This is a genomic window from Deltaproteobacteria bacterium, assembly GCA_019310525.1.
Lineage (GTDB): Bacteria > Desulfobacterota > DSM-4660 > Desulfatiglandales > HGW-15 > JAFDEE01.
This window is the reverse complement of record JAFDEE010000025.1, coordinates 13,550-36,030: the sequence shown is the minus strand read 5'-3', so window position 1 is coordinate 36,030 and position 22,481 is coordinate 13,550. Positions and strand designations below refer to the sequence as shown.

Annotated in this window: 21 protein-coding genes; 10 read left to right on the top strand and 11 right to left on the bottom strand. The window is 57.6% G+C overall.

From position 1 onward, the window contains the following. Positions 1 to 400: 400 nt before the first annotated feature. The 7 genes from JRF57_06465 to JRF57_06435 all read right to left on the bottom strand — a co-directional run bounded on the left by JRF57_06465 (position 401) and on the right by JRF57_06435 (position 6,300). Positions 401 to 733, bottom strand: a complete 333-nt coding sequence (locus JRF57_06465) for a cupin domain-containing protein (protein ID MBW2303343.1) — start codon at positions 731 to 733, stop codon at positions 401 to 403. Positions 734 to 753: 20 nt separating this feature from the next. Beyond that, on the bottom strand, positions 754 to 1,458 hold the full coding sequence (locus JRF57_06460; GenBank protein ID MBW2303342.1) for an ABC transporter ATP-binding protein: 705 nt from the start codon (positions 1,456 to 1,458) through the stop codon (positions 754 to 756). Next, positions 1,445 to 2,176, bottom strand: a complete 732-nt coding sequence (locus JRF57_06455; GenBank protein ID MBW2303341.1) for an ABC transporter ATP-binding protein — start codon at positions 2,174 to 2,176, stop codon at positions 1,445 to 1,447. Before JRF57_06455 ends, JRF57_06460 begins: the two co-directional genes overlap by 14 nt. 3 nt (positions 2,177 to 2,179) lie before the next feature. Then, positions 2,180 to 3,160, bottom strand: a complete 981-nt coding sequence (locus JRF57_06450; protein MBW2303340.1) for a branched-chain amino acid ABC transporter permease — start codon at positions 3,158 to 3,160, stop codon at positions 2,180 to 2,182. After that, entirely contained in the window at positions 3,157 to 4,026 is an 870-nt protein-coding gene (locus JRF57_06445; protein MBW2303339.1) for a branched-chain amino acid ABC transporter permease, read from the bottom strand. The genes JRF57_06450 and JRF57_06445 overlap by 4 nt, the downstream gene beginning before the upstream one ends. Positions 4,027 to 4,028: 2 nt before the next feature. Then, positions 4,029 to 5,315, bottom strand: coding sequence for an ABC transporter substrate-binding protein (locus tag JRF57_06440; protein MBW2303338.1), 1,287 nt, complete (start codon positions 5,313 to 5,315; stop codon positions 4,029 to 4,031). Positions 5,316 to 5,790: 475 nt separating this feature from the next. Further along, positions 5,791 to 6,300: a flavodoxin domain-containing protein gene (locus JRF57_06435; GenBank protein MBW2303337.1), complete on the bottom strand. Its 510-nt coding sequence runs from the start codon at positions 6,298 to 6,300 to the stop codon at positions 5,791 to 5,793. A gap of 245 nt (positions 6,301 to 6,545) precedes the next feature. Here JRF57_06435 and JRF57_06430 point away from each other — a divergent pair, with 245 nt between their 5' ends. Continuing rightward, a complete protein-coding gene (locus JRF57_06430) occupies positions 6,546 to 7,262 on the top strand; it encodes an amidohydrolase family protein (GenBank protein ID MBW2303336.1) in 717 nt (238 codons plus the stop codon). 51 nt (positions 7,263 to 7,313) lie between these two features. Here the strand turns inward: JRF57_06430 and ychF are convergent, their stop codons facing one another. Further along, a complete protein-coding gene (gene ychF / locus JRF57_06425; GenBank protein ID MBW2303335.1) occupies positions 7,314 to 8,384 on the bottom strand; it encodes a redox-regulated ATPase YchF in 1,071 nt (356 codons plus the stop codon). Between the two features lie 404 nt (positions 8,385 to 8,788). On the opposite strand from ychF, the gene efp reads away from it, so the two are divergent. Both efp and genX read left to right on the top strand, forming a co-directional pair. Beyond that, positions 8,789 to 9,352 carry an elongation factor P gene (gene efp, locus JRF57_06420; GenBank protein MBW2303334.1) on the top strand — a complete coding sequence of 188 codons (564 nt, stop codon included), beginning with the start codon at positions 8,789 to 8,791 and terminating at the stop codon, positions 9,350 to 9,352. Then, a complete protein-coding gene (gene genX / locus JRF57_06415) occupies positions 9,330 to 10,286 on the top strand; it encodes an EF-P lysine aminoacylase GenX (GenBank protein ID MBW2303333.1) in 957 nt (318 codons plus the stop codon). The genes efp and genX overlap by 23 nt, the downstream gene beginning before the upstream one ends. Positions 10,287 to 10,331: 45 nt before the next feature. On the opposite strand, the gene JRF57_06410 is transcribed toward genX, so the two are convergent. The 3 genes from JRF57_06410 to JRF57_06400 all read right to left on the bottom strand — a co-directional run bounded on the left by JRF57_06410 (position 10,332) and on the right by JRF57_06400 (position 15,610). Beyond that, complete coding sequence (locus JRF57_06410; GenBank protein MBW2303332.1) at positions 10,332 to 13,472, bottom strand: AAA family ATPase; 3,141 nt, start codon at positions 13,470 to 13,472, stop codon at positions 10,332 to 10,334. Continuing rightward, a complete protein-coding gene (locus JRF57_06405) occupies positions 13,469 to 14,734 on the bottom strand; it encodes a DNA repair exonuclease (protein MBW2303331.1) in 1,266 nt (421 codons plus the stop codon). Before JRF57_06405 ends, JRF57_06410 begins: the two co-directional genes overlap by 4 nt. Before the next feature lie 114 nt (positions 14,735 to 14,848). Further along, a complete protein-coding gene (locus JRF57_06400; protein ID MBW2303330.1) occupies positions 14,849 to 15,610 on the bottom strand; it encodes a cyclic nucleotide-binding domain-containing protein in 762 nt (253 codons plus the stop codon). 237 nt (positions 15,611 to 15,847) lie between these two features. Between JRF57_06400 and JRF57_06395 the strand changes: the two genes are divergently transcribed. The 7 genes from JRF57_06395 to JRF57_06365 all read left to right on the top strand — a co-directional run bounded on the left by JRF57_06395 (position 15,848) and on the right by JRF57_06365 (position 22,448). Then, positions 15,848 to 17,155 carry a cyclic nucleotide-binding domain-containing protein gene (locus tag JRF57_06395; protein MBW2303329.1) on the top strand — a complete coding sequence of 436 codons (1,308 nt, stop codon included), beginning with the start codon at positions 15,848 to 15,850 and terminating at the stop codon, positions 17,153 to 17,155. Further along, positions 17,152 to 18,300, top strand: a complete 1,149-nt coding sequence (locus JRF57_06390) for an MlaE family lipid ABC transporter permease subunit (protein ID MBW2303328.1) — start codon at positions 17,152 to 17,154, stop codon at positions 18,298 to 18,300. Before JRF57_06395 ends, JRF57_06390 begins: the two co-directional genes overlap by 4 nt. Before the next feature lie 15 nt (positions 18,301 to 18,315). After that, positions 18,316 to 19,074: an ATP-binding cassette domain-containing protein gene (locus JRF57_06385; GenBank protein ID MBW2303327.1), complete on the top strand. Its 759-nt coding sequence runs from the start codon at positions 18,316 to 18,318 to the stop codon at positions 19,072 to 19,074. A gap of 117 nt (positions 19,075 to 19,191) precedes the next feature. Next, the gene (locus tag JRF57_06380) at positions 19,192 to 20,208 is read left to right on the top strand and encodes an MCE family protein (protein ID MBW2303326.1); all 1,017 of its coding nucleotides are present in this window, start codon (positions 19,192 to 19,194) and stop codon (positions 20,206 to 20,208) included. A 150-nt stretch (positions 20,209 to 20,358) separates the two neighbouring features. Continuing rightward, on the top strand, positions 20,359 to 20,982 hold the full coding sequence (locus tag JRF57_06375) for a membrane integrity-associated transporter subunit PqiC (protein ID MBW2303325.1): 624 nt from the start codon (positions 20,359 to 20,361) through the stop codon (positions 20,980 to 20,982). A gap of 65 nt (positions 20,983 to 21,047) precedes the next feature. Continuing rightward, positions 21,048 to 21,926 carry an MBL fold metallo-hydrolase gene (locus JRF57_06370; GenBank protein MBW2303324.1) on the top strand — a complete coding sequence of 293 codons (879 nt, stop codon included), beginning with the start codon at positions 21,048 to 21,050 and terminating at the stop codon, positions 21,924 to 21,926. 87 nt (positions 21,927 to 22,013) lie between these two features. Next, positions 22,014 to 22,448, top strand: coding sequence for a transcriptional repressor (locus tag JRF57_06365; GenBank protein MBW2303323.1), 435 nt, complete (start codon positions 22,014 to 22,016; stop codon positions 22,446 to 22,448). Positions 22,449 to 22,481 lie beyond the last annotated feature (33 nt).

The window sequence follows — 22,481 nt, the reverse complement described above, 5'->3', positions numbered from 1 at the left end:
CTGTCGGGAGGCCTGCCAGACAGCAGCAGGTAAACCTTCGTTATTTCAGGGGGTTAGGGATGGGGGAAACCCCGGCTCCCGCTTCTAAAAGCGGGAGATCGGCGGAGGGGGCAAAACTCCCCCGTCCCTAACCCCTTGAAATAACCAGGCCGGGAGACTCGGGAACGAGGAAAAGATCCACATGCCCCTTCCGTTTCCATAACACCCGGTGAGTACTTCATTTCGATAACAGCCCCCGAATGGCCGATGGCCCTTGCTTGAACCATCCTTCCAGGGAATAGCCCCCCTAGGTTTGCCCGCCAAACTGCTGGCGGGTAAACCTTTGTTATTTCGGCTACCCTAAAACATCCACCCACAAATTTTCATGAGGAGTAAAGAAGGAAAGGTGGGATCTTGGGCCTTACTTCAAATCTTCCCGTACCGGCGAGAACACCTCGATCAACTCCGTGGCCGTGTCACCACACCTGCCGCCGTGGGTGACATTGGGAGGAATGATGTAGGCGCCGCCCGCCTCGATCAGGGTCTCTTCGCCGCCGATCACCAGGGTCACGGAACCCTTCAAGACCGTCCCTATCTGCTCGTGGGGATGGGAGTGCTCCGGCATCTTGGATCCCGGTGCGAGATGGAAGAAGGCCATGGTCATTCTCTCCCCGGATATCGGCCGGATCTCTACTCCATCGGCAGGTTTTCGCGGCTCTACTTCTTGAATTACAAAGTGCTTCATCATCGTCATAATCCCTTCTCCCATTCGGTTCACAGTCCCAGGTAGGTTTTCCGGATATGAGGATTCTCCAGCAGTTCTTTCCCTTTTCCGCTCACGGCGATCTCTCCATTCTCCAGCACATAGCCCCGGTTGGAAAGGTTCAGGGCATGGAAGACGTTCTGTTCGATCAAGAGGATGGCCGTGCCCTGCTGGTGAATCTTCCTGATAATCTCGAAGATGGTGCTCACCAGCACAGGGGCCAGTCCGAGGGAGGGTTCATCCAGCATCATCAGCTCCGGCAGGGACATCAGACCCCTGCCGATGGCCAGCATCTGCTGCTCTCCCCCGCTCAGGGTCCCTGCCTTCTGCTTCACCCTTTCCTTGAGCCTGGGGAAAAAGTTGAAGATCTGATCCAGGGTCTCCCGCCGTACTTTCTTGGTCCTGGGAAACTGGGCCCCCAGTTCCAGGTTTTCCAGGACGGTCATGGTAGGGAAGAGTTGTCGTCCCTCGGGAACGTGGCTGATGCCGAGTTCCACGATCCGGCGGGAAGAGACCCTGGAAATCTCCTGCCCCTTGAAGCTGATACGGCCTTTACGGGGCCGAATCACGCCGGATATGGATATCAACAGGGTGGATTTCCCGGCCCCGTTGGAACCGATCACGGAAACGATCTCTCCCGGATCCACCTCCAGGGTGACACCCCTCAGGGCCTGCAGATCACCGTAAGTTACGTAGATGTCCTCAACCTTGAGCACCCAGAAACTCCTTTCCAAGGTAGGCCTCGATGACCCCCTGGTCCTTCACGACCTCCTGGGGCGATCCTTCGGCGATTTTCCTCCCGTAGTTGATGACCACCATCCGCTCGGAGAGAGCCATGACCCCTCGCATCACGTGCTCGATCAGGAGAATGCTGATCCCCTGCTGGTTGATCTCCCGGATGAGTTCGATCAGCTCGTCCACCTCCGTGGGATTGAGTCCCGCCATCACCTCGTCCAGTAGAAGCACGTCGGGCTGGGTGGCGAGGGCCCGGGCCAGTTCCAGACGCTTCCTGAGGGGTAAGGGAAGTCCCTGGGCCTCCTTGTCGGCGTAAGGGGTGAGGCCCGTGAATTCCAGGATCTCCATGGCCTGGGAACGGGCCTTTTTGATGGATTTTTCCCTCGTAAGGGCCCCTATCAACACGTTGTCCAGGACCGGGATGGTGAGGAAGGGCTTTACGATCTGAAATGTCCGGGCCAGGCCCATCAGGGAGATCTGGAAGGGTTGAAGCCCCCGGATGGGTTCCCCGTGAAATAAAATCGTTCCCTCGTCAGGAGCCAGGAAACCACTCAGGCAGTTGAAGACGGTGGTCTTTCCCGCCCCGTTGGGACCGATAAGCCCCAGGATCTCCCCGTCATTCAGTTCGATGGTCAGATCCACCACGGCCTGAAGGCCCCCGAAACGTTTCGTCAATTGAACCGTATCCAGTATACCCACCGCTCACACCCCCTGCTTTGCCTTTCCCGGTTCAAGGACGGGGCGCAAGGCCCGCCTGACATAAACAATGATCCCCTTGGGCATGAAAAGGACAACCAGGATGGTCAGAACCCCGTAAAGGATCAGGTGAAGCCCTTCAAGTCCACCCTTGGCGAAGTAGGCCCTCGAGATCTCAGAGAGGGGAGTCAGGATGAAGGACCCGATGATGGGCCCGAAGAGGGTCCCCAGACCCCCGACGATCGGGCGCAGGATCAGCTCGATGCTGAGGCCCATTCCGAAAAGGGTGTTGGGATGAAGGTAGAAAATGTAATTGGCGTAAAAGGCCCCGGCGATGGAGGTCATAAAGGCGCTGATGGAAATGGCGATCATGTTGATCCTGAAAGTATTGACACCGAGGGACTGGGCCGCTTCCTCATCCTCCCTGATGGCCACCATGAAGCGGCCCAGTCGGGATACCTCGAGCAGGCGCACCACGACGAGGGAACCCACCATTAGGCCCAGGGAAATATAATAGTACGGGATGTTTCCCCTGAACTGGAAGTTCCAGAAGGAAGGGCTGAAATCAATAAAGATTCCTGAAAAAGACCCCAGGGCCTCCACGTGGGAGACGATGAGGCGCGCAATTTCTGCGAAAGCAATGGTCATGATGACGAAGTATACGCCCCTCAGGCCGAAGCGGAAGCCCAGGAACCCCAGGAACAAGGCGACAATAACGGCAATGACTCCCCCGGCCACCATGCCCGCCCAGGGAGTCAGGCCGAAATCCTTGGCCAGGAAGGTTGTGGTATATGCCCCTATCCCCACGTACAGAGCATGGCCCAGGGAAATATGCCCCGTGTACCCCGTGAGCACATTCCAGGACTGGCCCAGGTAAGCATAGAAAAAGATCATCACGAAGATGCCGAGGGCGTACTTATCCAGGAACAGGGGGAGAACCAGGAGGATCGCCAAGATCGAAGACAGGAACAAAAGGAGTCGATTCATTTCTTCCCCCCGAACAGGCCCCGGGGCCTGAAGATCATGATAAGGACAAGGATACTGAAACTGACCACCTGCTTGAGGGTGGCGGGCAGCAGGAGAGTAGACAAGGACTCGGTCACGCCCAGAATAAGTCCCCCGATCAGGGCGCCCATGAGATTTCCCAGGCCGCCCAGGATCACCACGATGAAGGCGGTCAGGGTAAAGTCGTGGCCCATGTGGGGGGATACGGGCATGAGGGGAAGGAGGAGGGCGCCCGCGGCGCCGGTGCTCGCCGCGCCGATGCCGAAAGCTATGTTGAAGATCCGGTTAACGTCGATACCCACCAGGATCGCCCCGGTTCGGTTGTCCGCCGCGGCCCGGATGCTCTTACCGATATCCGTCTTCTTGAGGAAGAAGAAGATCAGACTTGTGATAAGAATGGCCAGGGCAAAGGCTATGAGACGGGAAACATCCACCATTACCGGCCCGATCCAGAGGGCCTCGAGACCGAGGGCCGTCTGGGGACTCCGGTGATCCGGGCCCCAGAGGAGGAGTGCGGTGTTCTCCAGGATCAGCCCCATGGCCACCAAGGGAAGGACCTGCATGGCCTCAGGGTAATCCAGGATACGGTTCACCACAGAGGACTGGATGGCATACCCCAAGAGGAAGGTGCCGGCCGCCACCACCACAAGGGAGACATAAGGATCGATCCCCAGGAGCACAAAGATCCAGTAGGACACGTACATGCCCATAACCATCATCTGGCCGTGGGCGAAATTGATCACCCCCATGACGCCGAAGATCAGGGAGAGACCCATGGCGATCAGGCCATAGATCCCTCCCAGCAAAACCCCCTGCACAAGCAGTTGTAAGGCCAGGGTGACGTCCATGGCTACCGTTCCCAGAGCTGGGGTGCGGGGAAGACGATCTTGTCGGACTGGGCGAATTCCTTGGGCAGCACGACCTTGACCCGCTTGAGGGGATCCGGATCGGGCTGAACCTGCACAAGGGCCGTCATGGCCCCGGTGTTATCGCCCTTTTCGTCAAAGCGCACCGGGCCTCCCACTACGGGATGATCCTTGAAGTTGGTCTGCTTCAGGGCCGCCAGAATCTTGTCGGTATCCGTGGATCCGGCCCGCTCCAGGGCATCCGCAACGACCAAGATGCCTGTGTAGGCATAAGCCGAGTTGGTGTCCAGGTAGCCTCCGTATTTTTTCTGCCAGGCGGCGTTGGCCTTCTGGTATACGGGGCTCAATGGATTGATCCATGGCACGTTGGTCATGACATAGAGGGCCAGCTTTCCCACGTCCTTGACGAATTCCGGCTCGTACCACCCTGGAGACCCGGGGCCGAAAATTCCCATCAGCGGGACCTTCTGCTTGTACAATTCCCGCACGAGGATGACGCTGTCACCGATCCGGGAGACCGGGAAAAGGATATCGGGCTTGGCCGCCTTTATCTTGGCCACCTCGGCGGAAAGATCCTGGATACCCAAGGGATACTGGATCCGTTCGACGATTTTGACCGGCAGCCCGGACTTTTCCATGGCCTTCAGGAAGCCCCCCGACATGCCCTTGCCGAAGGGATCGGCCGTGTTGGTGACTACGGCCCGTTTGGGGATAACGCCCGTGGATTCAGTGACCATCTTGTAGTATTTGATGGCCCCGCCCACAAGGCCTCTAGCCGTGATAAAAACCCGAAAGACATGCTTGTATCCTTTTTGGGTGATGGCATCCAACGCCGCCACGTCCATCACAAAGGGAACACCGCGCTGCTCCGCAAGGGTTGCGATCGCCATGGCGACACCGCTCTGAAAAGGTCCCACCAGCACCGCGGCACCTTCCCTGATCAGACGGTCGGCTTCGGATCTACCGACCTCGGGCTTGCTTTCACTATCCCCCAGGAGGAGTTCCAACTTGGCCCCGCCCAAGGAACGGATACCGCCCCTGGAGTTAATAAGATCCACGGCCAACTGGTTGCCCTTGCGCTGGGCCTGCCCGATCACGGCCAGGGGTCCGGTGGCGGGCTGAATGGAGCCGATCTTGATGGTCTTGGGCTTGGCCCTGAGCAGGGTGGGGACGCCGAATGTCGTGGCCGTCAGGCCCAAACCTGTCATACCCGCGACCTTGATAAAGGTTCTTCTATCCATACCCTTGTCCGTCCCTCTTGTCTTATCCATGATAACTCCTCCCTTTCTCTGGTTGTTTGGTGAGATTACGGAGTTGACAAAACAAGTGCTCGGATCCCGGAACGGAATCCATTCACGAGGTTCCAAGAAAAGTGAAGGGATTGACAATAGCGGCGGAAAAGCAACTTGAAGGAGGAGTATAGGGTAAAAAGCTTGCAGGTGTCAATCGATATCCCTCCTGCCGCTGAAAAGAACCGCAGACGCTCATCCACTCCACCTGATTTCTCTTCTTCCCTGCACCGGTGGAGGAAGAGTGCACATATGGAAACAGCGATAATCCTCGTTTCCGCTTTAAAGGGAGCGGAAAGTCTTTACAAAACGCCTGACTTTGCCCGATCTCAGCACCTGCCAGCGCAATACACCTCTCTGCGTGGCGCAGGTTTAGCAGGTTGTTGAAAAACGTAGCGAGCGTTGTTGAAGCAAGGCCGAATGAGGCAAAAAAGCGCAGCAGTTTTTCAACAACCCGCTAGTCCTTTCCGAAATGGGCCTTGTCCATAACCCTTTGGGCGAAGTTCTTCCCGTCTTCCAGGTCTCCGTCGTCAGGATGGGTCGCAGCGCTGCTCTGGGCCTCCTCGGCCCAGGCCCTGTGTTCGGGCTTCTGGAGCAGGGCCTCGAGGAGGTCCTGCTTGACCTTTCCTCTGCATCCGAAGGTTCCGATAACCCGGGTATTCTTTGCCAGGCTTGTTGCGTAGTCAAAGGCGGTGGTAGCCAGTTGGCCTCCGCGGAGGGATCCGTGGGTGGCGAAGAGGGCCAGCTTCTTACCTTCCGGGAGTCGTTTCAGAAATTCCTGCACCTTGCCCGGAACGCTGCTGGAATGGACGGGAAATCCGCAAAAGATGAGCTCGTACTTTTCGAGGTCTCCCACCTGGTCGATCGGCATCAACTCCTTGTCGACGCGACCGGCGCCCTCGAAGATCGCCTTAGCCAGTTTCTCCGTGTTTCCCGTCTCGGAATAATACGTGACCAATACCTTCATCTCCCCCTCCTTTGCCGGAAAATTGTAAGGCCTACTTACAGGATTTCACCGGTCATTGCAAGGAATTTGAAGCGCTCGCATCTCCGGGAGGCCGACAGGCCTCCGCCCTCCTCTTTTTCCTTGAATGCGGCATTCCCGTTCCGATACACTGGGGACCCAATCCCATCCCGGAGCGATCTTTCCGTGATCACCGATCTGGGATCCGGCATCACGGTTCAAGTCTGAGCCTTCTACAAGGAGTGCTGATGGAAATAATCGATTCTCATACCCACTGGGGTCCTTCGGTAACCCTCGGCATCCGCGTGAGTACGGAGAACTTGCTGGAACAGGCGGAAAAATGCGGGGTGGACCGTATCGTGGTCTTTCCTTTTCCTTCCCAGGCCCTGGCCCATGAAGGCGTCAATGGGGATATCTTGGAGGAATGCGAAAAGGTGGGGGCGTTCATTCCCTATTACTATATTCCGGAAGATCTCCGCCCCATCCCGGTGGAAAAGGGATACCGCGGCGGGAAGTGGCATTGGATGCGGGGCATCCAGGACGCCGCTTCCAATTACGAGGTCCTGAAGGATCCCGGGCTCCGGGACTTCATCGAGCGATCCGAGGCGATCGATCTTCCCATCATTGTGGAAGAAGAACTCGCCTTCACCCGGGCCTTCGTCGACATGACCCGAACCCTGAAGGTCATTATTCCCCACCTGGGAATGCTCGGGGGCGATCCCATGGATTTCCTGGATCATTTCAAGGATGACGAGAACGTCCACTTCGACACGGCCCTGGCTGCTCCTTCCATCTTGGCCGAATTCGCCCGGAGGATCGGACCTGAAAGGATCCTCTTCGGTTCCGACGTCCCCTTCGGGACCATGGAAAGGGAACTTCAAAAAGTACTCTCCCTTCCCCTTGGGAAAGAGGCAAAGGAGAAGATCCTGGGAGAAAACCTGAGAAGACTTATCAGGATGGAATAGGCCTGCGGGCGAGGGGTTTCTCTTGATCCTGACCCTCCCCTCGGCCGGGAGCTAGACGTTGAACCGGATGTTCAGGATATCGCCGTCCTTGACCCTGTATGTACGTCCCTCGAGGCGCAGCAGCCCGCGGCTTCGCACCTCCTTCTCCGACCCGCATTCGATCAGGTCCTGGTAGGAGAAACACTCCGCCCGTATGAAGCCCCTGGCCAGATCCGAATGGATGATGCCTGCCGCCTCCAGGGCGGTCCCACCTTTCCGGATGTTCCAGGCCCTAACCTCATCCTTTCCCACGGTGAAGAAGCTGATGTACCCGAGGAGCTCATAGGCCGCCCGGCACAGGCGGTCCCTCACGGAGACCTCGATCCCCATGTCCTCCATGAAAAGTCGAATCTCTTCCTCATCCTCCAGCCGGGATAGTTCCATTTCGAAATGTCCCGCGAATTCCACCACCTTGTATGAATCTTCAATCTCTTCCAGCAGATCCCCGTTTTTTCCGAAGCCGGATTCACTCGAATTGAGGATGACCATCATGGGCTTTCGGGTCAGGAACTGGAAGCCGCGGATGACCTTCTCTTCGTCCCGGTCAAGGTCCAGGGTGCGAAGGGGTTCGTCTCCTGCAAGATGGGCTTGAACCTTACGGAGGATCTTCTCCTCCCGCAACAGGGCATTTGACTTCTGTCCCCGCCGGTAGCCCTGCTCGATCCGTTCGAGCCTCCCTTCCGCCACGACAAGATCAGAGAGGAGGAACTCTTCGTCCAACTTTTGGATATCTTGGAGTGGGGTGGGTTCTGCACCCGAGCCGTCCGGGAAATTCCTGACCACATGGGCCAAGGCGTCCATGTTACGGATCTGCGCCATCGCGGCCCCCGAGAACAGCTCGCTTTTCGCTGCGCCCTCGGTAAGGCCCCCAAAGTCCACCAGCTCCAGGGCGGCGTAAACCGTCTTTTCGGGCCGGTAGATCTCCGCCAGGCGGTCCACCCGGCTGTCAGGGACATCGAGAACCGCGAGATTCGGTCCAACCCCGGCCTCCGAATAGGCCGCCACCCGGGCCTCCGAGCGCGTCAAGGCATTGAAGATCGTTGTTTTTCCTGAATTTTGAAGTCCAACCAGACCGATTTTCATCAATAGTCACCTCGCCACTGTATTCCAACGGGCGCCGGCAAGGACGCCTCCAATGAAAGAAGCCACCCCTCAACCATCGGGGCGGCCCCTTTAGTTTTTCTTAAGTACGGTTGTTTTCAAGGGTTAAGGGTTGGATTCCCTTGAAACCCCGCTCCTTTTAAGCGACCCCTTCCCTTTTGTCAACACCCCGCCCTCCCGCCTTTTGGCCTTGACACCGAACATTCCCTCTCATATATTCACCAATCTTAAAGCCGGGTTTTCATTACAAAAATCACTTGGTCCCACAAACAAACTTGAACCCGTTAAAAATTTGATGGAAATTCCCCCTGTCAGGTCATAACCCAGGGCGTCGATTTTACTGTGTTCCATCCCCCGAGTGGGATCTTAAAAAAAGGAAGTCTGCCATGTACAACGCGAGTGATTTGAGAAAGGGCCTGAAATTACAGTTCGACGATGAACCTTACGTAATCATCGATTTTCAGTTTTCCAAGCCCGGAAAAGGGCAGGCTTTGTACAGATGCAAGCTTAAAAACATGATCACGGGCGTGATCGTCGATCGGACCTTCCGCTCCGTGGACACCTTCGAACCGGCTGACCTGGAAGAGAGGAAAATGCAGTACCTCTACAACCAGGAGCAGGAATACTACTTCATGGACGTGGAGAACTACGAGCAGATCATGCTGTCGGAGGACCAGGTGGGCGAGGCCAAGAATTTTCTGATCGACAACCTCGAGGTGGACATCCTCCTTTTTGGAGAGAGGCCCATCGGAATCACGCTGCCCAACTTCGTGGACCTCACCGTAACCAAGGCCGACCCTTGGGTGAAGGGAGACTCGGTTTCGGGTGACAGCAAGCCCGTGACCACCGAAACCGGTTATGTTTTACGGGTCCCGCCTTTCATAGAGGAAGGAACGAAAATCACCGTGGACACCCGAACCGGGGAGTATGTCACCCGCGTCAAGGAATAACGCCACAGGAGCGGACCCGGAGCGGCTCTTGGCCAGGAAGTCTCTGCTCCAATTGCGCGCCCGGGTTCTTCAGGCCTTGCGGGTGTTTTTCACCAAGAGAGGATACCTGGAGGTCGAAACCCCTTACCTGATTCCCGCCCCCGCCCCGGAGCTTCACATCGACGCCGTCGCGGCGGGCGGCGCCTTCCTTCATACCTCTCCCGAACTCTGCATGAAACGGCTCCTTTCCGCAGGCTATCCCCGGATCTTCCAGATCGCCAAGTGTTTCCGAGAGGGAGAGCGTGGAGGACTTCATCTCCCGGAATTCACCCTCTTGGAATGGTACCGCGCGGGATTCGATTACACAGACCTCATGAAAGAGTGCGAGGAATTGATCCGTTTCGTGGCCGAATACCTCGGCCACGGAGAGGTGCTCACCTACCAGGGCAGGGAAGTCAAACTGGAGAGGCCCTGGGAACGCCTGACGCTTGGGGCGGCCTTCGAGCGGTACGCTCATATTTCCGTGGAGGAGGCGCTGGAATCGGGGCGCTTCGATGAAATCCTGGCCCTTGAGATCGAACCCCACCTGGGTTCCCCAAAGCCGGTCTTCCTTTACGACTACCCCGCCCCCCTGGCCGCCCTCTCGCGGCTCAAGCCGGGAGAGGACGGGGTGGCCGAGCGCTTCGAACTTTACCTTGGCGGCGGCCTTGAACTGGCCAACGCCTTCACAGAGCTGACGGACGCCCGGGAACAGGAAGAACGTTTCCTGCGGGAGAGGGAAAAACGGGCCTCCCTCGGAAAAAAAACCTATCCCCTCCCTGAAAGGTTCCTCGAGGACCTTCCCCGGATGCCTCCCTCGGCAGGCATCGCTCTGGGGGTGGACAGGCTGGTTATGTTCTTCGGGGACACAGGCAGGATCGACGACGTGGTGACTTTCACCCCGGAGGAGTTGTAACCCCGGCCCTCTTTTTACGGTCCGGGACCATGGCACAGGAGAGTATCACTCCCCGTGCCCCTTTATCTTTCCTTCCGAGATTTCCAGTACCGGAATCCGTTGATCCAGTTCCTTGAACAGGCCGGCGAGAACCGGGTGGCACGTAAAGAAAAGGGTTTGGTGTTCCAGGGATAGCTCGGAAATGGCCCTTGCGGCCGCCCTCGCCCTCGGAGGATCGAAATTGACCAGGATGTCGTCCATGATGACGGGCAGGGGTTCGGAGCGGCGGGAAAATTCCCGGATGAAACCGAACCGGAGGGACAGGTAAAGCTGCTCTGCCGTGCCCCGGCTCAACTCTCCGATCTCCCTTCGGCCTCCATCCCTGCGGACGACATGGATACGGTCTTCCCCCAAAGGGGCCACGATGGCGGAATAGGCGCCTAGGGTGAGGATTTTGAAAAAGCGTCCTGCCTCCCTGATCACCGCGGGCTGGCGTTCCCTCTCATAACGCTGGGCGGCGCCCTGCAACAGATTGCGGGCGATCCTGATCACCGCCCACTGCTCGGCCAGTTCGGCCAGTTCGGCCCGTAGGTCTTCCTCCTCAGAGCGGAGGGCGGACATCCGGTCATCGCGGATCAATTGGCGGGCCTGTTCTTCCAGGGTCGCTTGTTCCTTCTTCAGGAGGTCCCGGATCTCGACCAACTCCCCCATTCTTTCCGCAAGTTCGGCTCGACTCCGCTCCAGCTCTTCCAGGCTGGTTTCCGAAAGATTCTTCTCCAGAGCCGCCAGGTCTTCTGAATGCCCGGCGAGGCGTTTCAGGTTGTCCTTGTGAATCTCCAGTTCCCCTTCCAGGGCTCTGCGTTTCTCGAAAATCCCGGCCCTTTTTCGGAATTCCTCTTCATGATCGGCTCCTCCTGCGGCCAGGAGGTCACTGATCCGGGCCTCGAGGGCGGCGGCACGCTCCTGCAGCCGCTTCATGGATTCACGGCACAAAGAGATCTCTCTGGTGATCAGGATCCACCTCTGCTCGGCCTGTTCAGCCTCCCGGTATCTCTCGACGATTCCCTGGACCCTGCCCTCTATGTCTTTACCTGTTCCCGGAACCTCCCCGCTGCGGGCCATGACCTCATTGACCAGGGACACGTAAACGGACCTTTCCTCCTCCGCGGCCCCAAGGCGATCCCTGAGGCGTTCCAGGGACTGGATCTGCTCCCGGCAGGATCGGATCAACCCAATCACCTCCAAGGCTCCTTCCGGCGTAAGACCCGGGTCCAGGCCCCTTTCCTCCAGCCAGCGCTCCCACCTCCCCTGGATCTCCTCCCACCTCGACGTCTCGGCCTCGAGCTCTGCCAGGGACTCTTCCCGCCTCCGTCGGATCCGATCCACTTCTTCCTGTGCCCGCCGCCATGCCTTTCGGGCATCGGCCTGATCCGCCAGGCCCCGCTCGATCTCCTCGAGCACCCCGGGATCCGGAACCTCCCCCACTCCCAGGATCCGGGCAAACTTATCCATCTCCTCGAGGATCGACTCCCTCTCCTTCTCAGCGGATGACTTCCTTTCCTCCAGGTCCTCCACCCTACCCTTCAGGTCCCGGAGGCGAGCCTGGATTCGCGCCAGCCCTGGTGTCTCCCGCCGGAACACCCAGAACAGAAGGGCAAGGAGCAAAAGGATCCCCGGCAACAAGACCTCCGGAGCCACTTCTCTCCCGTATGCGGCCCAGGCCAACGCCAGGAGGCCCAGGGCCAAGAGAAGGGGGATCAGGCGCTGCCTCCCTTTCCCTGTTTCAAGGGCCCCCAAGAGGGATTCCTGCTCTTCCCGGCACTCTTCCAGGCGTTCCTTTAGGTGACCGAGATCCCTTTCCAGGAATTCCAGGCGATGTTGAAAACGGGCCAGGCGGCGACAAGCCCTCTCCTTCTCTTCCAGCCGCTCCCAGTCACCCCTCAACCCAGCTTGAAGAACCCCGAAGGCCTCCTCCGCCTCCCGCAATCGGGAGACGATGCCTTCATGAACCGCCCGTCTTCCCTGAAGTTCCCTCTCGGCCCGGGCAAGGGCCTGCCCTTGGCGCCGGACCTCCTCTGCCAGGGCGATGGAAAGATCAAAGGAGAGGATCCTGTCCTCTCCCCATCCAGGGCCCAATCGTTCCAAGTCTTCCTGCAGGCGCCTTTCCGCCCCGGCGATCTCCAGCCTTAAACTTTGAAGCTCCTGGCAAAGGGCCTCGAATCGCCCCTGTCCCATCTGGATCCGTCCAATTTCCTCCTTCAGGGCCAGGATCCCGGGATCCCGTTTGAGGTCCGAAAGATCCCCCTCCAGGCGTTCCAGGTCTTCCTGCTTCTCAAGACGGCTCTTTTCCACGTCCGCGAGCCGGGCCGACAGGGTGTCGAGCCGGGCGACTCCGTCGGCCGGGAAATCATCTATGGTGGGGAGGGACTCCAGTTTCTCGGCGGTCACCCGGATATGGACCCAGTCCTGCCAGGCCCGAATCCTCGTCTCGATCCTTCCCAGGTCCCGGGAAAGGCCTATACGCTCTTCCTCGATCTTCGCGATTTTCCCTTCCAATTCCGGGATCCTGGACCTGATCTCGTCGTAGCGGTCCAGATTTCCATGGAGGGCCTGCTTTTCCTTCCGGATTTCCCTGAGGCGCCGGAGAAGGCTGTTGATCCGGGGCTTGTTTCCCCTGGGCTTGTAAAGACGATCCTCCCATTTCTCAAGCCTGCCCTTGAAACTGTTCAGCACATGGGAATCCAGGCCGGCCCCGGCGCTGTAAAGGGCTTCCCGGAGCGCTGCGTCATTCAGGGTCTCGAAGTGCTGGAGTTCAGACAGGCTGAAGGCGTACACATTCCTGTAAAGGGTTCGGCTGGCCGTCCCGAGGAGGCGCTCCAGGAGCTCCCTTCCCCCGCTGGTTCCCCTGTCGCGGCAAAACACATTCACCCTCCCGCCGTGAGGCCCTGGACGGCGCTCCACCTGGTAGACTTCCCCATCGGCCGCTGTCAGGGTCACGTTCCCCCCGTGCATTCCGCCTGCAAGGGGAGGGTAAGGATTTTCCTTTCCCCGGGGGAAACCAAAGAGCAAGGTGCGCACAAAACTTAGAAGCGTTGTCTTCCCGGACTCGTTATGCCCCAGGAATACCGTGAGTCCCGGGGACAACCCCTCGATCAGGAGATCGTGAAACACCCCGAAACCGTCGATGTAAATCCGCTCCAGTCTCAATCGATTTCCTCTCCGCCCGAAAGCTCCTCAAAACAAATACCCTCCGCCGCCCGAAGCAACTCTTTCAGTTTTCCCGGGTCGGGAGGATCCAGGAAGTTCCTCGACCACGGGGTTTCAAAAAGGGGGGCCAATTCCCTTCTTATGCGTTCCTCGAAATCCGGCTCCCTACGCAGGGCACGGGAATAGCGAAGCAGCTCCCCCAGGAAGTCCTCTCCCCGGGCGAGGGTCTCCAGGTCCGCAGGCGGTGAGGTATCCCTCTCCAACCTTTCCACCCAGAGAAAGGGATCCCGGGCCATCCACGCCTCCCGAAGCACTTCCAGGAGCTCATCCACCCACTCGGGCCGCATGAGACGGCGGTGCAGGGGACCGCTTCCGGTAAGCCTGATACGAGCGATGGCAGGACGTCCCGCCCCGTCCAGAGAGATCTCCTCGCAAGTCCTCTCAAGCGTCTCCAGGAGATCCTGTTCCGTCTCCAGCCCGTTGATTCGGATCTCCCGCAGGATCCAGCGGATCATATCGGTGGGGTGAAATTCCAGATCGATCTCCCTGCTTTCGCTCACTCGCACGAGATAGCACCCCTTTTCCCCCGCCTCACGAATATTGCGGCCCTGGATGGTTCCAGGATAGACCACGGCCGGGGAATCCGGGGAAAGGATTCTCCGGGAATGCACGTGGCCAAGGGCCCAGTAATCCATCCCGGCCTCCCTCAGGTCACCGAGGGAGCAGGGGGCATAAGGTTCGTGCCCGGTATCGGAACCGACGTTCGCGTGGAGGAGGCCGATATGGAAGGCGGCGTCCTCACGCCTGAAGAGCCGGGCCAGGTTTCTTCTCTCATCCCTTTTAGGGTGGCTGATTCCCTGCACGCGGGCCAGCAATCTCCCTTCCCTCTCGACGGGGACGGTTTCCAACCGCTCCCCGAACACATGGACCCCCGGGGGCCATTGAAGGCTCGAGGACCAACTGGACAAGGGATCGTGGTTCCCGTGGACCACAAGGGTCCGAATGCCGGCCTCCGAAAGACGTTCCAGCCCGGCCCTGAAGCGGACCTGGGCCTGGATGCTCCGCTCCCCTCCGTCAAAGACATCGCCCGCTACGAGCAGAAAATCCACGGTCTTTTCGAGGCAAAGCCGAATCAGGCCCTCAAAGGCATCGAAGGCGGCCCGGCGAAGGGCCGATCCCAGTTCCTCGTTATTCCGCCGAACGGCCGAAAAGGGGGTGTCCAGGTGAAGGTCGGCGGCATGGACAAAGGAAAATGCGGGCATTGGCTGTTCCTTGATTCGGATTGCTTTCCAGGGCTTCGGGCCTTTGGGAGCGGAAATCGGATTCCTGACGGGTACCAACCACTCTCCCCCTGGAGGTTCGGAGGCGGGTCGGGTTTACAGAGGTACGACCTTCAGGAGAAAGATGAATCTGGAGGTAGCGGGCCCGATTATCAACTGGTTTTCCTCTTTATCGAGGGGGGCGCGCAGTATCCCGGTCTCACCGCCGATCTCCCGGCCGTTGACAATTGTGCCGAAGGCGCTTCCCCGATCGAGGATCCACATGCTCCCTCCCTCGTTGCTGATAGCCAGGTGGTTACGGGAGACCAAATAAGGTCGGCTCTCCCTGATGAAGAGATCATTATTGTAAAACACGTCCGTCGCCGGACTTTCCGCCTCTCTACCTATGAGAAACGGAAATTTGGTGATGAGAAGACGACGCCCCTCGAGTACTTCTCTGGCCTCGGCGGTCTGGCCCTCCATGATCACTTCGAAGGAGCGTTCCACCTCTCCCTCCGGATCCCAGCAAGCGGCCAGCCGGTCGCCCGCCTGCCGAAGCCTCTCAAAAAGGGACTTCATGATCGGAATGAGCACCGACGGCTTGGTCCGCAGGAGTTCGTTGAAATCCTCACGATTTATCTCCCGCACCTTGAGTTCCGTCAGGGCCCTTACCGTGGCCGAACGGGGACGATCCTCTATCAACCCCATTTCCCCGAAGACCTGGCCAACTCCCAGGGTTGCCACTAAGACCTCTCCCTTTACCGATCTCTTGAGTACCTCAACGGCCCCTGAGAGCACGATAAAGGCAGACGTCCCCTTCGAGCCTTCCTCTATGATCACTTCACCCGGCTTGAAAACCCGAAGAGCATTGACCTCCATGTTCACCTCCTCCCCATGGATGCGGCACGACAACCATACCATAACTACCGCGGGGTTTAAATAGGGTCCCGCAGGGCACGGTCTTTCCTTTCCCAGGTCAACCCGGGGGCCTGCGGCCCCTGTGTCCGATCCGCAAAAGGTCCCTCTCTCCCGTCGCCTATAAGAGCGTCCTTGACTCCGGCAAGGCTTTTCTCTATACTCGATTGAATATTATTTGAAATTTCAGGCACATTTACCATGCTGGACGAGGTCGTCAATCACCCGGCCCTTGAGAAGTATATTACCCACTACCAGGCCGGACACATCATCTTCCTCGAAGGGGACGATGCACAGGATCTCTACATCCTGGTATCCGGCGAACTGGAAATCATCAAGGGCAACATGAAGATCAACGAGATCAAGGAGAAGGGGGCCCTCTTCGGGGAGATGTCCTTTCTCCTTGACTCCAAGAGGACAGCCACGGCCCGGGCCAGGGATGACGTAACGGTCATCTGCATCCCCAGGGAGGAGATCACCCAGTTCTTGAGGGACTTTCCGGACGCCGCCGAAACCATCACCAAGGCCCTCGCCCGCCGCCTGAACGAGACCAGCCAGATCCTCTTCGGACTCAAGGAGTTCTGCGACCAGCTTCCCGACGCCGTGATTCTAACGGACCGGGATGGCAAGATCCTCACCTGGAACTCCGCCGCCGAGAAACTATACGGCCGGGACTGGACCCAGATGCAGAATCGCAACGTGGAGGAGATCTACGAGGAACCCCACGCCTACCGCGATTTCCTGGAAGAAGTGGAGTCCAGGTATTCGGTTCGGGAAAAAATCCTGAAGGTACGCCATCCCGAAATGGGCATACGCTATGTCTCCACCAGTACGACCTTGCTTTACGACGGACAACACGATTGCCAGGGGGTGCTCTCCCTCGGGCGGGACGTGACCTCGGTCAAGAAGTTAGAGAGACGCTACCAACGGGCCAGGAACCTGATCCTGCCTCCCTTGATCCTCCTCGTTCTTATAGGGGCGGGGCTGTTCTTCGGCTATCCCTACCTCGTGGATACACAAAAGACGGTGGATCTCAAGAAGTCAAGCCTCCGAGACCAAATCGCCAGGGATCTGCTCCTCCTGAAGTCCTTGCTGGCCGAGCCCATGATCAACGGAGACAGGGAAAAGACCACAGCCGTAATGAAGGAGTTCTTCCAGATCCAGAGCGAACGATCCCCTTATGTGGGCCTGGTGCTCCTGGATCCCCGGAAAAGGGTCTTCGACGCCTATTCACCGGAAAAAGACTTCCAGGCCTCACGGATGCGTGGAAACAGTTACGCAGGGATAGAATTCCAGGGAGACGACAACTCCCTTCACAGGGTCCTGGTGGTTTACCGGGTCAGCAAGGAACACCCCATGGGACGCAAGGGTTTGGAACTCGCCTTCGAATTGACGAAGGAGGGACGTTTCTTGGGCTGGCTCATCTTTCAGATGGATGTTGAACTGCTCAAGGAAAATTACGGCGTAGATGAAGAGGGACTGAGGAATTTTCGTTTCAAAAAACCATGATCCCCGACCGATCCATAGAAAAGCCGCCCTTCCGCTATATCCTTACCGAAGATGACAAAGGCACGAGGATTCGCTTCAAGGGCGTGCTGGACTCCTCCAGCGCGGCGCCCCTGCTCCGCGAATTGCTCCCGCGGTTGAAAAAACATCCGCCTTCTTTCCTGACTGTGGACCTGATGGATGTCTCTTACCTTGATGACTTCGGGGCCCTGGTCCTCCTTGAACTGAAAAAGACCCTGCACCCGGAGAGGGGCGGTTACCGGCTTTTGAATGCGAGCGGCAAGGTCAAGGAGATCCTTTCCCTTTTCGACCTGGATTCGGCGGGCCGGAAGCATGCATTTGGAAAGCCCCCCCGTCCCGGCACCTTCGTGCGCCTGGGGGAAGGGACTTTGAGGATCCTGGGAGATCTGAAATACATGATCTCTTTCCTCGGCTCCGTCACCCTTGCGCTCCTCTTCATCCTGGTCCACCCCAGGAAACTCCGTCTCGAAGACACCTTTCTTTACATGCAGAAAACCGGGGTGGATGCCCTCCCCATCGTGGGACTCATCAGTTTCCTCCTCGGCCTCATCATGGCCTTCATGTCTTCGGTTCAGCTCCAGCAGTTCGGCGCCAACATCTACGTGGCCTCCCTGGTGAGCCTGGCCATGGTCCGCGAACTGGGGCCCATCATGACGGCCATCATCGTGGCGGGCCGATCCGGCTCTTCCTTTGCGGCGGAAATCGGCACCATGAAGATATCGGAGGAGGTGGATGCACTCTTCACCATGGGGTTCGATCCCACCCGTTTCCTGGTGGTCCCGAAGATCATCGCCAGCGTTGTGGTCGTTCCCTTCCTGACCCTCTTCTCGGACCTTTTCGCCATAGCAGGAGGTATGATCGTAGGGATCTTCATGCTGGATCTTACGGCAAGCGCTTACATGAGCCAGACCATCAAGACCCTCACTCTTTTCGACGTGGCCTGGGGATTCGCCAAGAGCGGGGTGTTCGCCCTGTTGATCTCCTGGATCGGCTGCCTAAGGGGATTCCGGGTCAGCGGGGGCGCCGCCGGGGTAGGCCAAGCCACCACCTCAGCCGTGGTGAGCAGCATATTCCTGATCATACTTTCGGATTCCCTTTTCGCCGTAATCCTTCGGTACTGGGGTTGAGGGGGAAAGGGGGCGATGAGAAGGCCGATCATCAGCGTCCGGGAACTGGTGGGAGGATATGGCGAAGAGATCGTCCTCGACCATGTCTCCTTCGATGTTTACGAGGGAGAGATCTTTGTGGTGCTGGGCGGGAGCGGATGTGGAAAAAGCACCCTGTTGAAACACATGGTGGGCCTCCTCCAGCCCGTCTCGGGCAAAATCATAATCGACGGAGACGACATCACCAGGTGCGACGAAGGCACTTTCCGGAAGGTCTTGAGGAAAATCGGGATCCTTTACCAGAGCGGCGCCCTCCTGGGGTCAATGACCCTGGCGGAGAATGTGGCCCTTCCAATCCTCGAACACACGGACCTTCCCAAGGAGACCCTGGACACCCTGGTCACCATGAAGCTCGGACTGGTGGGCCTGGAGGGCTATGAGGATTACCTTCCTTCCGAGATCAGCGGGGGGATGAAAAAACGGGCCGGACTGGCCCGGGCCATGGCCTTGACTCCGAAAATCCTGTTCTTTGATGAGCCCTCCGCGGGACTGGATCCTGTTACCTCGGCGGGACTCGATGAACTGATCATCAAGATCAATCAAAACCTGGGCACCACCATGGTAATCGTGACCCATGAACTGCAAAGCATTTTCACCGTGGCCCACCGGGTCATCATGCTGGACAAAAGGGCCCGCGGGATCATCGCTGAAGGCGACCCGCATTATCTGAAGGATCACAGCAAGAATCGATTCGTGAAGCAATTCTTCAACCGGCAGGCTGAGAATATGAGGTAGTGTCCATCCATAACTGGGAAAATTTGAGCCTGACTTGAGAGTTGGAAAAATCAGACATTTATGGATGGGCGCGAGGCAGGTAGGATATAAGGACCTTCCCCCATGAATGCCCAGAGAATGAAATTTTCCGTCGGTCTCTTCGTGTTCTGCGGTCTCGCCCTGGCCGTTGCTGCGGTTATCTGGTTGGGGATGTCCCGTTTCCTTGAAAAGGGTCAATATTACGTCACCTATTTCAACGAGTCCGTCCAGGGCCTGGATATCGATTCTCCGGTCAAATACAGGGGCGTCTCCATAGGCCGGGTGGACCGGATCGAGGTGGCGCCTGATTCCAAGCTGATCCAGGTCGTCATGAAGATCGAATCCGGCCAAGAGCTGGACAGCAGCATCGTGGCCCAGTTGAAATCCGTGGGTATCACAGGGAGCATGTTCGTGGAACTGGACCGTAAAAAGCCTGGAGAGCCTGACCGCTCCCCTCCCTTGAGCTTCCCTTCCAAATACCCCGTTGTGGCCTCCAAACCCTCGGACATCAGCCTGCTGCTCGGAGGTCTGGACGACGTTCTGCAGGAAATCAAGTCCCTGAAGCTCCGGGAGATCTCGGATATGGTCAAGGCCACGATCAGCAATCTAAACCAGGCCGTATCCGATGCGGACTTGAAGGGCCTGTCCCGGAGCATCCAGGACTCCTTTGACAGCGCCGGCCGCCTCCTGCGGGATGAGCGATGGGAGGCCATCCTGGCTTCAGTGGAAGAGGCGGCTCGATCCCTGAACGTCACCCTTGACAAGGCCGCCGGGATGATGGACAACGGCCGGGATGCCATTACCCAGGTGAAAGACATTCTCGCAAGGGAAGGCGCAAATCTCCACACCGCCTTCGATGAATTCAACCGCACCATGAAAAACGCCAACCTTTTCCTTGAGAAGGGCTCGGTCCTGCTCAAGGATACGGATGATTCCCTGTATGATCTCAAGGCATCCCTCATGGTGACGGCCCAAAATCTGGAAAAGGCGAGTGAAAACCTGGATCGGCTACTCGAATCCCTCTCGGAACATCCCTCCCGGCTGCTCTTCGGGGAACCTCCCCCGCCCCGGGAGCTTCAACCCCGAAAGGCCGTGAAAAAACAGAACGAGGATTAAAATTTGTCTATGCTTCGCCTTGACCTTCCTCCCTTCGGGCGGGTCCCTGGTTTGAGTCTGACGCAGCCCGGGGTCCGCCGTAGCCGTGACGAAGGCGGAAGATCGGGCAGGGGGGTCAGGCTTTTTCAAAGATCCAAAGGAGTCCTCCAGATGAACCGTGTCAAGCGCATTAAGGTGATCATTGTCGGCCTTTTCCTTCTCCTCCCTTCCTGCCTGGGCCTGGAACAGCCCAGCAACAAGGTGGATTACTATACGCTTGAATATCCCCCGCCCCGCCTGGAGGGCCTTAGACCCCTTGAGTGCGTAGTCCGGGTCCAGCGCTTCAGCGTGGCGGCCCCTTACAACAGGATCCCCATTGTTTACAGGGACAAAGCCTTCAGGAGACAGACCTACCATTACCACAAGTGGCGGGCGAACCCCGGCGACCTCGTGAGCTCCTATCTCCAAAGAGACCTCAAATCCAGTGGTCTTTTCAAGGCCGTACTTCCTTATGACAGCAAGGGGCCTTCAGATTATCTCCTGGAAGGATCGGTGGACGAATTCTTCGAATGGGACACCGGAGAAACCTGGAAGGCGGTTCTCACGCTCTCGGTGGCCCTTATTGCCGATCGGGAACCAAACATCCAGCGCGGGGTAATCTTCCAGAAGACCTATCGGGAAGAACAACCTTGCAAGGACAGAACCCCCGAGGCAGTAGCCGAGGCCATGAGCGGGGCGATGGCGAGGATCGCCGAAAGAATTCTCAGGGACCTTTACGGGCACATGCACAGGTGATGCTGAAAAGGAGCGGGGACCCGGGCCTCCTCCCCACGATAGATATAGAAGATGAAAGGAGAATCATGGAACCAGTTTTACTGCCACTCAAACAGGACCGCCCAGGATTTGAAAATTTTATCGGATCCTGGCTTATCGCGGATCGAGACCGGAACCTTCTAATCGATGTCGGACCCAACAACTCCATCGACCAGTTGATATCCTCCCTGGAGACACGAGGAGTGGATCGGGTGGATTACATCCTCCTGAGCCATATCCATGCAGACCATGCGGGAGGCCTGGGCCGCTTCCTGGATTACTTTCCGGAAAGCAAAATCGTCTGTCACGAGAAAGGGCTCCCCCATCTCATTTCCCCCGGCAGACTCGAAGCCGCCAGCAGGGAGGTCCTTGGGGATTTAATGGACACTTACGGGCCTATCCGGCCCGTCCCTCAGGCTTCTCTTCTCTCACACAAAGAGGCAAAGGTGGAGGGGCTTACAATCATCGAAACTCCGGGGCACGCAGCGCACCACCTGAGCTTTCTTTACAGGGGACATCTTTTCGCCGGGGAGGCCGGCGGAATTTTCATAGAAGTCAATGGGACCCCCTATACCCGACCCGCCACCCCTCCGGTCTTTTTTCTCGAAAAATACGAGGAAAGCCTTAAGCGCCTACTCGCCTTCGAAGATCAACCCCTCTATTATATCCACTTCGGGAAGGCCTCGAGTTCCCACGAATTCTTAAAAAGGGCCCTGGACCAGCTTCTCCTTTGGGAAGAGGTAATTGGAGAGGAATTTAGAAAAGGGACTGAAGCCTTTACGGAAGTCTGCATCAACAGGCTCCTGGAGAAAGACTCCTGCCTCGCCGCCTTCAAGGACATGGCTCCCTGGGAAAAAGAAAGGGAAATCCTGTTCATTACCCACTGCATCCAGGGATACGTCGGTTACTTCTCCCGCAATGGTTAGAAAAGGAATGGGGCACGGTAGGCCGGCTTGACAAAGAGGGTCTCGGCCATTATTATTGTTGATAATAAATTGCAATAGGAGCGCAAAATGGGAGAGGAGGTAGAGCTTTTCCGTTCCTTCATTGGTGAGAAAGGCCTGCGGAACACCCCTGAAAGGGAAATGATCATCGAGGAGATCTTCGCGAGCCGGGAACATTTCGATGTAGATGAGCTCTACCTACGGCTTCGCAAAAAGGGCAGCAAGGTTTCCAAGGCCTCCATTTACCGCAACCTTCCGCTTATCCTGGAATGCGGCCTCATCAAGGAAGTATGGCACCAGGACGGACACATGCATTACGAACCCCTGTACGGCCGGGAACACCACTGCCACCTCCGTTGCATTCGGTGCGGGAGGGTCATTGAATTTTACGAAGAGGAGCTGAAAAATATCGAAAAGCGCCTGGAGGAGAGGTACCGCTTTCAAATCATAGACCATAGGATGGATGTGCTGGGTTATTGCCCGGAGTGCAGGAAAAAACAGTAACCCTTTCTATTCCGGGATCTGAAGGACCTATTC

Excerpts from the sequence above, each read along its gene's own strand:
- genX (MBW2303333.1), top strand. The coding sequence starts at position 9,330 with ATGTCACCCGCGTCAAGGAATAACGCCACAGGAGCGGACCCGGAGCGG.
- JRF57_06395 (MBW2303329.1), top strand. The coding sequence starts at position 15,848 with ATGCTGGACGAGGTCGTCAATCACCCGGCCCTTGAGAAGTATATTACC.
- JRF57_06465 (MBW2303343.1), bottom strand. The coding sequence starts at position 733 with ATGACGATGATGAAGCACTTTGTAATTCAAGAAGTAGAGCCGCGAAAA.
- JRF57_06440 (MBW2303338.1), bottom strand. The coding sequence starts at position 5,315 with ATGGATAAGACAAGAGGGACGGACAAGGGTATGGATAGAAGAACCTTT.
- JRF57_06375 (MBW2303325.1), top strand. The coding sequence starts at position 20,359 with ATGAACCGTGTCAAGCGCATTAAGGTGATCATTGTCGGCCTTTTCCTT.
- JRF57_06400 (MBW2303330.1), bottom strand. The coding sequence starts at position 15,610 with ATGGAGGTCAATGCTCTTCGGGTTTTCAAGCCGGGTGAAGTGATCATA.
- JRF57_06450 (MBW2303340.1), bottom strand. The coding sequence starts at position 3,160 with ATGAATCGACTCCTTTTGTTCCTGTCTTCGATCTTGGCGATCCTCCTG.
- JRF57_06390 (MBW2303328.1), top strand. The coding sequence starts at position 17,152 with ATGATCCCCGACCGATCCATAGAAAAGCCGCCCTTCCGCTATATCCTT.
- JRF57_06370 (MBW2303324.1), top strand. The coding sequence starts at position 21,048 with ATGGAACCAGTTTTACTGCCACTCAAACAGGACCGCCCAGGATTTGAA.
- JRF57_06380 (MBW2303326.1), top strand. The coding sequence starts at position 19,192 with ATGAAATTTTCCGTCGGTCTCTTCGTGTTCTGCGGTCTCGCCCTGGCC.
- JRF57_06385 (MBW2303327.1), top strand. The coding sequence starts at position 18,316 with ATGAGAAGGCCGATCATCAGCGTCCGGGAACTGGTGGGAGGATATGGC.
- JRF57_06430 (MBW2303336.1), top strand. The coding sequence starts at position 6,546 with ATGGAAATAATCGATTCTCATACCCACTGGGGTCCTTCGGTAACCCTC.
- ychF (MBW2303335.1), bottom strand. The coding sequence starts at position 8,384 with ATGAAAATCGGTCTGGTTGGACTTCAAAATTCAGGAAAAACAACGATC.
- JRF57_06435 (MBW2303337.1), bottom strand. The coding sequence starts at position 6,300 with ATGAAGGTATTGGTCACGTATTATTCCGAGACGGGAAACACGGAGAAA.
- JRF57_06405 (MBW2303331.1), bottom strand. The coding sequence starts at position 14,734 with ATGCCCGCATTTTCCTTTGTCCATGCCGCCGACCTTCACCTGGACACC.
- efp (MBW2303334.1), top strand. The coding sequence starts at position 8,789 with ATGTACAACGCGAGTGATTTGAGAAAGGGCCTGAAATTACAGTTCGAC.
- JRF57_06445 (MBW2303339.1), bottom strand. The coding sequence starts at position 4,026 with ATGGACGTCACCCTGGCCTTACAACTGCTTGTGCAGGGGGTTTTGCTG.
- JRF57_06365 (MBW2303323.1), top strand. The coding sequence starts at position 22,014 with ATGGGAGAGGAGGTAGAGCTTTTCCGTTCCTTCATTGGTGAGAAAGGC.